The following is a 14,020-nucleotide window of genomic DNA, read 5'->3' on the forward strand; positions in this document are numbered from 1 at the left end:
AGCTCAACGCAACTTCAACGCCAGCCACGACAGCAGTGCAAGCAGATTGATGCCCAGGTGCGCGGCGGCGGGCCCGCCGACGGCGAGCACGAAGCCCTGGCTGGCGAAGTGCGAAGTCAGCCCCAGGTGCGGCGGCAAGTGCAGCGTGGCAAACACGTTGACGTAGCCGCCGCAATGCAGTGCATAGGTGAATACCGGCGTGGCGATCAACGGCAGTTGCAGCAGCTGCGCCCAGCTTGAATAGCGCACGCCGCGTTCGTCGTTTTCCAGCAGCAACACGCCCGCCACCAGCACGAAGGCATACAGCGCCAGCCCGATCAGCGCGACCACGCTGTCGCTTGCGCGGAAAGGCAGCAGGCGGTACAGCATCAGGATCATGCCGTAGTAGCCGCCGGCCACTTCGAGGATGCCGATCAGGCGGAGCAGGATGGTGCGCACGCGAAAGTCCCGTTGGTAAAGCCGCAAGCTTAGGTCATGGGGGCTCGTTCAATCGAGAGCGTCGGCCAATTCGTGCAGGTCGGCGATGTGTTCGTCCCACCAGCGTGCCTCGGCCGCGAACGGGAAGGCCGCCGGGAAGGCGGGATCGTGCCAGCGCTGGGCGATCCACCCCGCGTAGTGCAGCTGGCGCATCGCGCGCAGGGCGGGTACCAGCGCCAGTTCCGCATGGTCGAAGTCGCGCAGTTGGGCATAGCCGTCCAGCAGCGCCTGCATTGCCGCGTCGTCGTTGGCGAGCATCCACAGGTCCTGCACCGCGGGTCCCGTGCGAGCATCGTCGAGGTCGACGAAGTGCGGGCCGGCATCCGTCCACAGGATGTTGCCGGGATGGCAGTCGCCGTGCAGACGCAAGGTGCGGACAGGGCCGACGGTATCGAGGCGCGCGGCGACGGCTTGGTCCAGCCGTTGCGCCGCATTGCGGTAGCCGTCTTGCAGATGGGCCGGAAGCAGCGACGAAGCCAGCACGGCCTGGATTGGCTGCGCGATCATCGTGCGGCGATCCAGCGTGTCGCGATGCGCGAATGGACGCCGTGCACCCACCGCATGCAGGCGCGCGAGCAGGCGACCCAGCCATTCCAGCTGTTCGCGCGATTCCAGCGCCGGTGCGCGGCCGCCATGGCGCGGCGCCAGTGTGTAGCGGAAGCCGCCATGCAGCAGCAGGCTGCGGCCGCCGAACGACAGCGGCGCCACCATCGGCACCTCGTCCCCGGCCAGCTCCTGCGCGAACGCGTGCTCCTCGAGGATGGCCGCGTCGCTCCAGCGGCCGGGGCGATAGAACTTCGCGATCACCGGTGAAGCATCCTCGATGCCAATCTGCCACACCCGGTTCTCGTAGCTGTTGAGCGCGAGCAGGCGGCCGTCCGGCCACAACCCGCAGGCACTCGCGGCGTCGAGCACCAGGTCGGGAGTGAGGCTGGCGTAGGGAGCGGCGTTCAACGTGGCGCCACGGCTTCGGCCGGCACCACTGCCATGGTGATGCGGGAGATGCATACCAGCTTCTGCCGCACGTCTTCGATGCGGATTTCCCATACCTGGGTGCTGCGGCCGAGGTGTAATGCTTTCGCCGTGCCAGTGACGATGCCTTCGCGCACGCCGCGCACGTGGTTGGCATTGATCTCCAGCCCCACCGCGCGGAATTGCACCGGGTCGAGCGTGAGCATGGCGGCAGTGCTGCCCAGGGTTTCGGCCAGCGCCACCGAGGCGCCGCCGTGCAGCAGGCCGTAAGGCTGATGGGTACGGGCATCCACCGGCATGGTGCCCCGCAACCAGTCCTCGCCAATCTCGGTGATGCGTATGCCCAGCGCCTGCATCAGCGTGTTGGCGCTCCATGCGTTGATGCGCGAGAGGTCGGTTGCCTGCTGCCAGATGGCCATGGTCTATCCTCGTGAAACAGGCACGCATTGTCGGCCGGGGAGCATCGCGGCGACAATGTGCGCGTGTTCACCGTCACCCTGAAAAGCACCGGCCGCCGATTCGACGTTGCCGCGGGCGAAACCGTGCTGGAGGCCGCGCAGCGCGCCGGCATCGCGTTGCCGTATTCGTGCCGCGCGGGCGTTTGCGGCAGCTGCAAGGCCACCCTGCTGACCGGCCGCTGCGAGTACCCGCGCAACCCGCCCCTGGCGCTGGATGCGGACGAACGCGCTCATCGAGCGGTGCTGCTGTGCCAGGCGGTGCCGGCCAGCGACCTGCTGCTGGAGGCGCGCGAGGTGGCCTCGGTGGAGGACATCGCATGCCGGCGGCTCACCGTGCACGTGGCCAGCAAGCGACTGCTGGCGCCCGATGTCACTGGCCTCTACCTGCAACCCGCCGACGGCCAACAGCGCCTGCAATGGCTGCCTGGACAGTACCTCGACGTAGTGCTGGAGGGCGGTCGGCGCCGGTCGTTTTCCATCGCCAACGGGCCGCAGGCGGACGGCAGTATCGAATTGCACGTGCGCCATGTTGCCGGCGGTGGCTTCACTTCGCAGGTGGCCGGTGCGTTGGCCGTGGGCGACACGCTGTGCATCGAGGCGCCATTGGGCACCTTCGTGGCGCGCGAGGATTCGGAGCGGCCGATGATCTTCGTTGCCGGCGGCACCGGCATCGCGCCGGTGAAAGCCATTGTTGAGCACTTCATCGAACTCGGCACGCGCCGCGCGATGGACGTGTACTGGGGCGTACGCCATGCGGCGGATCTGTACCTGCTGCCGCAGATCGAGCAATGGCGGCGACAGGCCAAGCAGTTGCGCTTCCACGCGGTGCTGTCGGAAGAGGGGCTGGCTTCCGGCCTGCGCGTGGGGCTGGCGCACGAGGCGGTGCTGGCCGACCATGCCGACCTCTCGGCGCACGATGTCTACATGAGCGGGCCGCCCGCGATGATCGACGTGGCACGCCATCGCTTCGTGGCGGCGGGCTTGCCGGAAGAACGGCTTTACTACGACTCGTTCGAGTACGCGCCGGATGTGCTGGCGCAGATCATCGCCGCGCGGGCAGGTTTTCATCCGTAGGAGCGCACCTTGTGCGCGAAAGCCTTTGCCCTGATCGGGCATCAAAGCCATCGCGCACAGGGTGCGCTCCTGCGGCATTCCGTTATTTGTTGCCCTTGGCCACCGGCAGTTGCGCCTGCTGCCAGGACAGCACGCCGCCGCCCAGGGTATAGACCTTCTGGAAGCCGGCCTTGGCCAGCCGCTGCGCGGCCTTGGCCGCATTGCCGTTGCCGTCCTTGTCCATCACCACCACCGGCAGTTCCTTGGCCTTGGCCAGATCCTTGTTCTCGGGGTCGAACTGGCTCATCAGGACATGGCGTGCACCGGGCACGTGCATCTTCTCGAAGTCGGCGATGGCCGAGAGATCGATCAGCAACGGGTTGTCGCGGTTGATGATGAGGGTGAGCCCGGCCGGCGTCAGCACCTTGATCTTGCTGAACAGTTCGCCGAGTTGCACCACGATCAGGGCGACCAGCAGGATCGCGAACAGCGCAGCCAGCGCTGCATGGTTGCCGATGAACTGGGGCAGCTTGTGCAGGAAATCTTGCATGTGGGTTCCACGGGCGCGGCGATCGCGCCGTTGCGTTCAAACCGGCGATTATAGGCGATCCGGGTGCCGGCCCCGCGCTGGCCGGCTCAGTTCGGATCCAGGTCGGGCGGTCCGCTTTCCAGCCACCAGTGCTTGGCCTTTTCGTCGTAGCGCCAGAGCTGATGCACGATGATGCTGCGCTCGGCCTGGGTGTGATTGTTGATGAAGCTGATGCGTACCGTCTGCTTCACCTCATGGTCGTTCAGCGCCACCGGGCCGGAGCCGTCGTCGTAGTCGCTCACACGCACCTGCTGGTAGCGCGCAAGGTCGAAGTCGGTGGGCGGGTGCGCCTTGAGCACTTCGGGGTCGACGTATTGCAGGCCGCTCTGCAGGCCATCCCAGCGCACCGCGCCGCTGTAGGCATTGAGCGTGGTCACCAGGCTGTCGTTGCGGACGTCCTTCATGCAACCGGTGAGGAGTGCAGCAGCGGCGACGGCAAGTGGAGGCAGGATGTGGCGCATGGACGTTCTCCCCGGTAACCCGTGCATTCTGCGGTGGCGGGCGCGCCGCTTCAATCGCGGCGTTTGGCGACGAAGCGCGCGGACAGCGTGGCGGCCGGCTTGCCGTCCGTGCCGGGTACGCTGCAGTCCACCTCGATGCGCGCCTTGCCGCGTGCCTGCAACGTATCGAAGAAACTGGCCCAGTCCGCGTCCGCAGTGAGTCGCGCCTCGGCATGGAAATCCGCCCATACCGGCTGCAGGTAGCGCACGGTGGACTCGCCCACGAAGACGTCGCAATGCTGGTCGCGCGCGAGCAGGGCGAGTTCCACCAGGCCCCAGCCGGTCAGCGTCATCAGACTCACCAGGCTGCCACCGAAGGCGCAGCCCTTGTCGTTGACGTTCGGCGCCAGCGGTGCACGCAAGGCCAGCCGATCTTCATCGTGCGCCAGCAGTTCGAGGTCCATCGCCCGCGCCAGCGGGATCTTGTCGCGGATGAAGCGGATCAGGTCGTGGGCTGTGTCGGTCATGCAGTCGATTGTAGTGTGGCACGCGCGGCATCCATGTCGTTGCAACGTGCCGTCGCAGTCCACGATGCGCCCCCGTCGCCGGCGAGGAGCGCGCATCACGAGCCCCGAAACCGGCAACGGCACGGCACTCGGCAGGAGGCGAGCACGCTGCCGTGGAAGGCGCGGATGTCGAGGCGTTCGCGCGGCACGCCGGCGTCGATGACCGGCAACGCCGATCCCGAGTCCGGCCAGCGTGGCGTGTTCGCGCAGGTGTTCGCAGGCCTGCCTGTGGCCCCGTCTGTCATGGCGCAGGCCGGCGTCCATCGCCAATCGGCCGGCGCGCCACATTGGAGGTCGGGGCAGTCAAAATGGCCCACGGCATTTCGTGCAAGCCCATCCCCACGCCGGGGCGTTCCGGATACAGCGACCAGCCTTCGCTGTATGCCGAGTTCTGCGCGGTGACCGCTAGGTCGCTCTACCGTTACAAGGTGCGGAATTCGGCATAATGGCCGTTGCCAATGCAGGCTTTTGCTAGCGTGCGTTCCCACTTCCATTCGCCGGAATTTGCCGTGGACGTGAAGCTTTCGGCCGAAGACATGCAGATGCTGTTCGACGCGTTGCCCGACGTCGTGTTTTTCGTGAAGGATCGTTCCGGCCGCTACACGCATGCCAACCTCACCCTGGTGCGTCGATTGCGGTTGAAACGGCGCGAGGAGGTGATCGGCCGCAGCGTCGCCGAGCTGTTCCCCAGCACGTTGGGCAGTTCCTACGCTGCGCAGGACAGGCGCGTGCTGGCTGGCGAGAGCATCGCCAACCAGCTCGAGGTACATTTGCTGCCCAACCGCGCGCCCGGCTGGTGCATCACCTGTAAATACCCGCAGCGGCAGCGTGGAGAGGTGTGCGGCGTGCTCGGCATTTCGCGCGACCTGCGCCATCCCGACGGACGCCATCCGACCTATCCGCGACTCGTGCGTGCGATGGAATACCTGCAAGCGCACTACGCCGAAGGCGTACGCGTGGGCGAACTGGCGGCGCTGGCCGAAGTGTCGGTGGCGCAGTTGGAGCGCCATTTCCGCAACGTGTTCCAGCTCACGCCGCAGCAGGCATTGACCAAGCTGCGCATCGACGCCGGAATGCGCCTGCTGCGTGGCGCGGGCAGCGTGGCCGACATCGGCCTGGCCTGCGGCTTCACCGACCAGAGCGCGTTCGCGCGCCAGTTCAAGGCCACCGTGGGCATGACGCCGCGCGAGTTCCGCAATCTGCACGGTTGAGTCTTGAGGAGTGCGGGCGCGGATGGCCGGCCTCCCGATCGTCGCGATTACCTGTCGCAAAGCCTGCAGCAAAGCGGCTTTTCATGAAGCGTGCGGCCATGGTCGCCATTTGTCTGATCTTCGCGACAGGCCGCCACAAAAACCGCGACGAAGCGGATTTTTCTGAAGAGCGCGGCCATGGATGGTCGCCTGCTTGATCTTGTGTTCATGGAGGAACACACAAAAAAAGCCACCCGTAACGGGTGGCAGATGGGGAAAGGGGTGCCGTGCGGCGGAAGTTCCGTTTCCGCCTGCATCCGGGTTGCGTCGGTTTCGATCAGTAGTCGTAGGTCACGCCCAACTGCACGTAGCGCGGCGCTTCCGTGCTGTACGGCATGAGGTAGTACGGGTAGGGATATCCGGAGGAGTTTTCGGCCATGTACTCCTGCTGCTGGACGGACTTCTGCTCGTTGAACACGTTATGCACCTGCAACTGGAAATCCAGCTTGTGGTCGGCGAAGGCCGGACGGTAGTCCACCTGCAGGTTCAACTGATGCGTCCACGGCGTGTTGCCAACGGAGCCGGGCGGCGAGGGCAGGCCGTTGCACATGTGGTAGCTGGCGCCGTAGCCGCCGGGATCGGAAGCCGTGGTGCCCCAGCCGGAGACCGGGCCGAAGGGGCCGAAGCAGGACAGCGGTGTGCCGGAAGCGACGCGGTAGGTGCCGCCGACGCTCCATTCCGGCGTGATCTGGTATGAGCCGTAGATGCGCAACTGGTGACGCTGGCTGTTGGCTTGCGGCCCGTTGGAGTACGCCATGATCTCCGGGAAATCCCACTGCACGGTGGCCGACTGCGAGCTGCCGCCCTGGCCGCCGGGCGAGAACACCGGACCTTCGTAGTCGCCGTAGCTTTTCGAGAAGGTGTAGTCGATCTTGCCCCACCACTTGCCGTCGAACGGATGCTCCAGATACGTGTCCAGCGAGTAGTAGCGACGCTTGAGCTGCGGCATCAGGAAGTCCGCCCACGGCACCTTCACCTGGCTGTAGCCGCCGCTGCCGTTCGGCACGGTCACGATATTGGTGACGCCCGGGTTGATCAGGGTGCTGCTCTTGAAATCGTTCGGATTGGTGGTTATCGCAACGCCCTGCTGGGCGGCCAACTGCGTCAGGATGGCGAAATCCTCATTCGGGAGAGAGCCACCTTCACTGCCGCTGTCCCAATCATCGATGGCGCGGCCCATTCGGTTGAGCGTGCCGCTCACGCCATATACCCAGCTCTGGTCGAGCATCTTGAATTGCTGCTGCGTGCCCAGCACGAACTGGTCCACGTATTCCGCCTTGAGGTTCTGCGACGCCGCCATCTTGGGGTTGGACGACGTGCCGTTCTCGCCGTTGACGTAATAGATCCCGTTCGGGAAGTTGCCCATGATGGGTTGCGTGCCCTGCGGCAAACCGTTCGCGTCGATGCCGGTGTACGTGTAGTACTGCTCCGTGTACAGCGGTGCGCTGGCTTGGCGCAGCGCCACGGAGGTGGGCATGGCGAGGTAGTAGCGGCCGGCGTTGCCGAACACCTTCATGCTGGAATCACCGAACACGTCCCAACTGAAGCCCAGGCGCGGCGCCCACTGCGGCTTGGTCAGGCGCAGGTAGGGCACGTTGTTCGGCGTGTAGTTGGTGAATTGGTCGTTGCGCAGGCCAAGATTCAGCAGCAGGTTTGGCGTGACCTGCCAGTTGTCCTGCAGGTACTGCGCATGCTGCTTCACGGACACGGTGGCGTTGGTGGCGTACACATATTTGTACACGGAACAGGCGGCGGCTTGACCACCGATGGTGCATGGACTGCCCACGCCCGCAGAGTAGCCGTTGGCCGTTGCGACAGCCTGACCCGGCGACGTTACGTTGTAGATCCAGGCATAGCCGGGGCCGCCAATGATCGATCCGTCGTTCTTGTCGGTATCGTCGTCGTTGTCGATGCCGAACAGGATGTCGTGGTTGCCCAGCCTCCAGTCGAGGTCGATGCGCAGATTGCGCACTTCAGAGGAATGGTCGGGATTGTTTATCGAGCCCAGGCCGTAAGGGTTGTAGATGTTGCTGGCGTAAGCCGGGTTTTCGTTCTGGGTACTCCAGGTCGCCGGCAGGGTTTGGCCATATGCCGCCGCCGCCGAAGCCACCGGCTGGTTGTAGTAATACTCGCCATCCATCTTGCCGTAGGTGGCGTTCAGCGTCAGGTCGTCGGTGATGTACGAGGTGTACTTCAGGATGCCGATGGTGAAGGTGGTCTTGTCACGCTGGCCCAAGTTTTGGAGCGTGGTGCCTTGGGTGTGCGTTGCGTAGTCGTAGAGGTAGCTTTCGTTCGGGTCGTTGCCAACCTGATTGCGAATACCCGTGAGCGACAAGATGTTGCTGGAGTTGATGTTCCAGTCCAGCTTGGCGTAGAACTTCGGGTCGCTGTCCTTCCAGTAATACATGTAATTCGTGCTGCCCGGACCGCCATAGGCGTCGACGCTGTGCCCCTGCGACTTGTTGACCTCAGCCGACACGAACATGAACAGCGTGTCCTTGATCAGCGGGCCGCCGATGTAGGCGTCATAGACCGTGTTCCAACTGCTGTTGTCTTGGCGGTATTCGTAGATCTGTCCCGGCATCTGCCAGGCCAGCAGGTTGTCCGGGTTGGCGTAGTAGTAGTTGTCGGTGCTGCTCTTGGCGAACGCCGGCTGCCATAGCGCCTGGGCGCCGAAGTGCCAGTCATTGGTGCCGCTTTTGCCCACCTGGCTGATCACCCCGCCGGCCGAGCGGCCATACATGGCGCCGTAGCCGCTGGTCAGGGTCTGCTGCTGGTCGATGGAGCCGTAGGGCAGCGTGATGCCGCCGGTGTTGCTGAGCGGATCGGAGGTGTTGAAGCCGTTGATGTAGTACGCGTTCTCCACGATGGACGAGCCGTTGAACGAGATCACCGGTTCGCCCGTGGGGCCGTCGCCCAGCTTTGCGGCGCCGGAGATGGTGCCCGGCGCCAGCAGGGCGATGGAGCCCGAGTTGCGCGCGACCGGCAACTGGGTCAGCTGCTGCGCCGTGATGGTGAGGTTCTGCGTGGTGGAGGTCACGTCGATCGCGGGTAGCGCGTTCGCCGTCACCGTGACCGTGCTCAACGACTTCGCATTCGCATCGCCGCGCTGCAGGAAGTCCGCTTCGGACGCGCCGCCGGCGGCCGGGTTGACGTGGTCGTGCGACTGCACCACGGCGCCGTTCTGGATGAGGCTGACCGTGTAATCGCCGATCGGCACGGTGATCGAGTAGTGGCCGGTGCTGTCCATCGGCACGGCGCGGTTGAAGCCCGAGCCGCCGGTGACCTGCACGGTGGCGCCGGACGCGGGCGCGCTGCCGAAGATGGTGCCGGTGGTGGCCTGCGCCAGTGCCTGGCCGGTCACGCCGATACCGGCGACGATGGCCACAGCCAATGCCGTGCGGCGCAATGCCGAAGCGCGCACGCCCACATCGAATTTCATGACATTCATGAGATTTGAGAACTCCCCGGTGAAAGACTGGTTTCTTCCGAATGCACGAAACATGGCATCCCCATGCCAGCGCAACGTTGGTTGCGGCATTCGGGAGAAAAGGATTATTTGTAGACAGGACGAACTGGATTTTCAGTCGCTGCGACGACTGCAATCGTTTCGGCCAAATCGGGCCGAAAACCTGCGAATTCCGTTTCGCATGTCAGGAACGGTAGATCACGATTCGTGGATTTGTCTCGGCGCGATGCTGCATGTTGAATGCGGGAAATGGCATAAAGTATTTAATAAGACATTTTCCTGTCGAAGTCGGCATAAACGTGCCGCCTGATTGACGGCAACGGCTCGGCGGGACATCCGTCGCCCGCCCTTGGCACAGGCCCGCAGGGCCGAAATCGAAGGACGATTGCGATGAGCGTTCCGACTCCCTCGCTACTCGAAACCGGCGCCATCCATGGCGCTTCCCCGCGTGCGCTTGCCGTCGCAAGCGGCGCTCGGCGCGAGCGGAAGCTTCCGCTTCGTTGCGCCCGGGGCGAAGGGTGTGTGCACCGTGTTTGCGGGTCGGATCTATCTATCGTTGCGGCATCGGGTCGTTGCCTGATGCAAAGCCGCCTCCGTGGCGCCGGCACGCGCCGGCGTCACGAAGGCGACAGACGACCCCGGACTTACCGCTGATACCGCATGGCGTTCGCCACCGAAGCGGCATTCCACGAACCCCAACCGGATGCCTGGTTGTACTGGCCCGGCACCACCGAGTACGCCCCGTTGCTGCCTCCCGTAAGGAAGTTGTAGCAGTCGAGGCAGTCGCCCTTGGTCTTTTTCACTTGCGCCGTGCCGATGTCGTAGAAGGTCTGCGGCCAGAAATACGGCGGGATGCCGCTCTGCAGGATCCTGGCATAGGTGCCGGCCAGCAGCGGCGCGGCAAGGCTGGTGCCGCCATAAACGGCCCATTGCTGCTGGAACGTGCCGCTGCTGTCGACATAGCCGGTCACCACCCACAGGCCGGTGTTGGGATCGCCATCCATCACGAAGTCCGGCGTGCCGCGCATGCTGCCGACGACGTTCGCCACGACATCCTGGTACCAGGGGCGCTGCTCGGTCGCGGCCGGGCCGCTTTCGCTGTCGACCCACAAGGTTTCGTGGTCGTAGGTGCTGTACGAGTCGGCCGTGTTGATGAGGGTGGAAGCGCCCACCGAAACGACATAGGGCGAACTGGCCGGGAAGCCGGTGGAACTCGCGTTGTCGGAACAGTTCGGATAGCCGCCGTCGTCCTGGGTGACGGCGAACACGGTGAGTCCCTTGGCTATCGCCGCGTACAGTTCCTGGTCCCAGCTGTTGCGCAGATCCTGCGGGATATCCGAATCGCACGAGGCCGCAAACGACAGCGAGATGGTGGTGTGGTTGTCGTTGACGGCAGCCGTCACTGCCGTCAGCTCGTCGCTCAGGTCGGTCGAAGGCGCCGAGTAGAACGCGATCTGCTGCAGGCCGCCGCTCATGGCCGTGACGGCATCGATGTCGAGTACCGCTTCGGTTTGCGCCTCGTAATCGCCCGCGGTGTATCCGGTGGGATAGGTGATGGCGAGCGGAATCGGCGTGATGCCGTAGCCATTGGCCCAGGTCTGGTACAGCGCAGGGGTTTCACCCTGGTCGCCCACGCCGATGATCGCCACTGACTGGTTCAACGCGGGAGCCAATCCGCCAGCGTTGTAGAGCTGCGGAAAATCCGTCGGCGCATGCACGCATTCGCGGCAAGCCACGGTGGTGTCGCCAGACGCCGCTTGCGTGCCCGGCGCCTTCTTGCCCTTCGCCGAAACCTTGGCCGTGAGCTTCGGCCCGTTCTTTCCTACCGTGGCCGCTTTCGCGGCCGACAGGCCGCGCTCGCTGTATGAGCGCAAGCCGAGCACCGCGCCGACCACTCCACTCAACGAAGCCGGAATTTGTACCGCATCGACATTGGCTATGCCCGAACCGTTGGCATTGGTCACCTTGTACAGCCGCGTGCCAAACGCCGACTGCACGCCGGATGCCGTGCCTTCGGCCGTGACGATCACATTGTCTTTCGACACGTGGATATTTCCGAAACCGTTTGCGCGGAGGAAGTTGACGACGCGCGCGGCATCGTCGCCGTGCGGCAGGTAGCGGGCCGCCAGGTCGCTGTCCGTCAGCGGCGCGTGCGCATGCGTGCGCACGAGGTCGGCCATCTGCCTGAGTTCGTCCGTGTCGTGCATCTTGAGCACGACGTTGACGCGAACCGGCTCGAACGCCCCCATCATGCTCGCCTTGTCGGTGGATTGAAGCTTGACGCCCTCCGCAAGGGCCACGTTCGTGCCACTTGTTGCGGTGCCGCTTGCCGGCGGACTGCCGGTGGCAAGCGCGATTCCCATTGCACTGGTACACGCCAACCCGCACACGGCAACCCTCATTGCCGTGGACAATGTCGTTTTCCGAATCATTTGCTCTCTCCCCGCATTGGTCATGGGCCAGACCATCGGACGATGGCTGGATATGTCGAGCCGAACATCAGCCAGAGCCCCTCATGCACTGACGGGTTGCAGTATTGAAACCATCGATGGCGGCGTCTTGATCGGATTCGTCCGGGAAGCGTGCGGAATTCGCACGGTAACGGCGCAAGGCGGCCGCACGGTGCCATGCTTGGCATCACCGTATTTGCCGGCACGATCACGCAAATGAGCGACTACGCCCGCCAGCTCCACACCGTCGACCTGCATACCGGCGGCGAGCCGCTGCGCGTGGTGCTTTCCGGATTGCCGCCATTGCCCGCGGGCACGATGCTGCAGAAGCGTGCCTGGTTGCGCGAACACCACGACGACCTGCGCCGCTTCCTGATGTTGGAGCCACGCGGCCACGCGGACATGTACGGCGCCTACCTGTTCCCGCCGGTCTCGCCCGGCGCCGATTTCGGCGTGATCTTCCTGCACAACGAGGGTTACAGCGACATGTGCGGGCACGGCATCATCGCGCTCGGCAGGTTGCTGGTGGAACTGGGCATGGTCGAGCGGCAGTCGCCGCGCACGCGCATCGCCTTCGACGCACCCGCGGGTTTCATCGAGGCCTGGGTGGAATGGGACGGTCGGCACGCCGGACGCACGACGTTCCGCAATGTGCCCGGTTTCATCTACCGTCGCGACGTCGCGGTGCGGACGCGCGACTTCGGCGCGATCACCGGCGACATCGTGTTCGGCGGTGCCTTCTACTACTACCTCACCGCGCCGGACGGGTTGTCCATCGCGCCCGAAAACGTGCGTACGCTGATCGAACTCGGCGCGCAGGCGAAAGCGGCCGTGGTTGCGCAGATACCGATCCGGCATCCGCTGGAGCCGGACTTGGACCAGCTTTACGGCAGCATCATCGACGGGCCGCCGAATGCGGCCTCCGTCGGTGCGGACCAAAGCAACGTCTGCATCTTCGCCGATCGCGAGGTGGATCGTTCGCCCACCGGCACCGGCAGTTCGGGTCGTGCCGCGCAGTTGTTCCTGCGTGGGCGACTCGGATTGAACCAGGCCTATGTCAATGCCAGCATCGTTGGCAGCCGCTTCGAGGTGCGCGTGGTCGAAGCCGTCAAGATCGGCCCGTTCGACGGCGCCATCACCGAAGTGACCGGCGAAGCGCACATCATGGGGTTCAACCATTGGGTGCTGGAACGCGAGGATCCGTTTCCGCAAGGGTTTTTCCTGCGATGAACACCGCATCCTCCGACACCCTGCGCGTGCCGCTCGACGAACTGGGCGAGCAGATCCGTGCCGCCTTGCGTAGCCTCGGCCTGGGCGAAGCGCACGTGCAGGCGATGGCACGCGTGATCGTCGCCGGACAGCGCGACGCCTGCCAGTCGCATGGCATCTATCGCGTGCTGACCTGCGCGCAGACCGTGCACGCAGGCAAGGTCGACTTGCAGGCCGAACCCGTCGTCGAATCCGACGGCAGCGCCGTGGTGCGTGTGGATGCGCGTCGTGCGTTCTCGCCGCTGGCCTTCGAGCGCAGCCTGCCGGTGCTGGCCGAGGCGGCGCACAGACACGGTGTCGCCGCGCTGGCGATACGCCACTGCTTCCATTTTTCCGCCTTGTGGCCGGAAATCGAGGCCGTCGTCGCGCATGGCCTGGCCGCACTCGCGCTTACGCCCAGCCACGCATGGGTCGCGCCCGCCGGCGGTCACCGACCGGTGTTCGGCACCAATCCCGTCGCCTTCGGCTGGCCGCGCCCCGGCCCGTATCCGCTGGTGTTCGACTTCGCCACCAGCGCGATCGCGCGCGGCGACCTAGAGCTGCACCGCCGCACCGGCACGCCGCTGCCGTCAGGGTGTGGCGTGGACGCCGACGGCCATCCATCGATCGATCCCGTCGCGATCGCCGGCGGTGCGATGCACACCTTCGGCGGCCACAAGGGTTCGGCGCTGGCGATGATGGTGGAACTCATGGGCGGCGCGCTGATCGGCGACTGGACCAGCCGCGAATCGCTGGACTTCGACCAGGGCGCCGGCGCCGCACCCTGCCACGGCGAACTGATCCTTGCCTTCGATCCTGCGCGTCTCGGCGGAGCGGACGCCGCCGATGGTGCGCGGCGCGCCGAGGAAATGTTCGGTGCGATCACCGTACAAGGCGCGCGCCTGCCTTCGCAACGCCGTTTCGAAGCGCGCGAACGCAGCCTGCGCGAAGGCGCAACGGTTCCATCGGGGCTTTACCGCGAGATCCTGGCCATGGCAGCGGCCGACGCGTAGCACGACGCGGTCAAAACGGCTCGAACAAAGAGAGT

At 65.1% G+C, this 14,020-nt stretch carries 13 protein-coding genes; 4 read left to right on the plus strand and 9 right to left on the minus strand.

The window, feature by feature from the left end:
- Positions 1 to 3: 3 nt before the first annotated feature.
- From ISP25_RS15465 to ISP25_RS15475, 3 genes are read right to left on the minus strand one after another with little or no spacing between them, the layout of a single operon-like run.
- On the minus strand, positions 4 to 438 hold the full coding sequence (locus ISP25_RS15465) for a hypothetical protein (protein WP_404615138.1): 435 nt from the start codon (positions 436 to 438) through the stop codon (positions 4 to 6).
- Positions 439 to 486: 48 nt separating this feature from the next.
- A complete protein-coding gene (locus ISP25_RS15470; protein WP_404615139.1) occupies positions 487 to 1,431 on the minus strand; it encodes a serine/threonine protein kinase in 945 nt (314 codons plus the stop codon).
- A complete protein-coding gene (locus ISP25_RS15475) occupies positions 1,428 to 1,868 on the minus strand; it encodes a hotdog fold thioesterase (RefSeq protein ID WP_192158041.1) in 441 nt (146 codons plus the stop codon). Before ISP25_RS15475 ends, ISP25_RS15470 begins: the two co-directional genes overlap by 4 nt.
- 63 nt (positions 1,869 to 1,931) lie before the next feature.
- Between ISP25_RS15475 and ISP25_RS15480 the strand changes: the two genes are divergently transcribed.
- On the plus strand, positions 1,932 to 2,981 hold the full coding sequence (locus tag ISP25_RS15480; protein WP_192158043.1) for a 2Fe-2S iron-sulfur cluster-binding protein: 1,050 nt from the start codon (positions 1,932 to 1,934) through the stop codon (positions 2,979 to 2,981).
- A gap of 82 nt (positions 2,982 to 3,063) precedes the next feature.
- Here ISP25_RS15480 and ISP25_RS15485 read toward each other — a convergent pair whose 3' ends face one another.
- The 3 genes from ISP25_RS15485 to ISP25_RS15495 form a co-directional block, all read right to left on the minus strand.
- On the minus strand, positions 3,064 to 3,510 hold the full coding sequence (locus ISP25_RS15485; protein ID WP_192158045.1) for a rhodanese-like domain-containing protein: 447 nt from the start codon (positions 3,508 to 3,510) through the stop codon (positions 3,064 to 3,066).
- 86 nt (positions 3,511 to 3,596) lie between these two features.
- Positions 3,597 to 4,010, minus strand: coding sequence for a hypothetical protein (locus ISP25_RS15490; RefSeq protein WP_192158047.1), 414 nt, complete (start codon positions 4,008 to 4,010; stop codon positions 3,597 to 3,599).
- Between the two features lie 50 nt (positions 4,011 to 4,060).
- Positions 4,061 to 4,516, minus strand: a complete 456-nt coding sequence (locus tag ISP25_RS15495; RefSeq protein ID WP_404615142.1) for a YiiD C-terminal domain-containing protein — start codon at positions 4,514 to 4,516, stop codon at positions 4,061 to 4,063.
- Between the two features lie 575 nt (positions 4,517 to 5,091).
- On the opposite strand from ISP25_RS15495, the gene ISP25_RS15500 reads away from it, so the two are divergent.
- The gene (locus ISP25_RS15500; RefSeq protein WP_225578411.1) at positions 5,092 to 5,766 is read left to right on the plus strand and encodes an AraC family transcriptional regulator; all 675 of its coding nucleotides are present in this window, start codon (positions 5,092 to 5,094) and stop codon (positions 5,764 to 5,766) included.
- Between the two features lie 47 nt (positions 5,767 to 5,813).
- Here the strand turns inward: ISP25_RS15500 and ISP25_RS15505 are convergent, their stop codons facing one another.
- The 3 genes from ISP25_RS15505 to ISP25_RS15515 form a co-directional block, all read right to left on the minus strand.
- Positions 5,814 to 5,945, minus strand: coding sequence for a hypothetical protein (locus ISP25_RS15505; RefSeq protein WP_404615144.1), 132 nt, complete (start codon positions 5,943 to 5,945; stop codon positions 5,814 to 5,816).
- Positions 5,946 to 6,082: 137 nt separating this feature from the next.
- Entirely contained in the window at positions 6,083 to 9,256 is a 3,174-nt protein-coding gene (locus ISP25_RS15510; protein ID WP_404615146.1) for a TonB-dependent receptor plug domain-containing protein, read from the minus strand.
- Between the two features lie 662 nt (positions 9,257 to 9,918).
- Positions 9,919 to 11,637, minus strand: coding sequence for a S53 family peptidase (locus ISP25_RS15515; protein WP_404615148.1), 1,719 nt, complete (start codon positions 11,635 to 11,637; stop codon positions 9,919 to 9,921).
- A 264-nt stretch (positions 11,638 to 11,901) separates the two neighbouring features.
- On the opposite strand from ISP25_RS15515, the gene ISP25_RS15520 reads away from it, so the two are divergent.
- Entirely contained in the window at positions 11,902 to 12,954 is a 1,053-nt protein-coding gene (locus tag ISP25_RS15520) for a proline racemase family protein (RefSeq protein ID WP_404615150.1), read from the plus strand.
- Complete coding sequence (locus ISP25_RS15525; protein ID WP_404615152.1) at positions 12,951 to 13,985, plus strand: Ldh family oxidoreductase; 1,035 nt, start codon at positions 12,951 to 12,953, stop codon at positions 13,983 to 13,985. The genes ISP25_RS15520 and ISP25_RS15525 overlap by 4 nt, the downstream gene beginning before the upstream one ends.
- Positions 13,986 to 14,020: the final 35 nt, after the last annotated feature.

The organism is Rhodanobacter hydrolyticus (assembly GCF_044904645.1).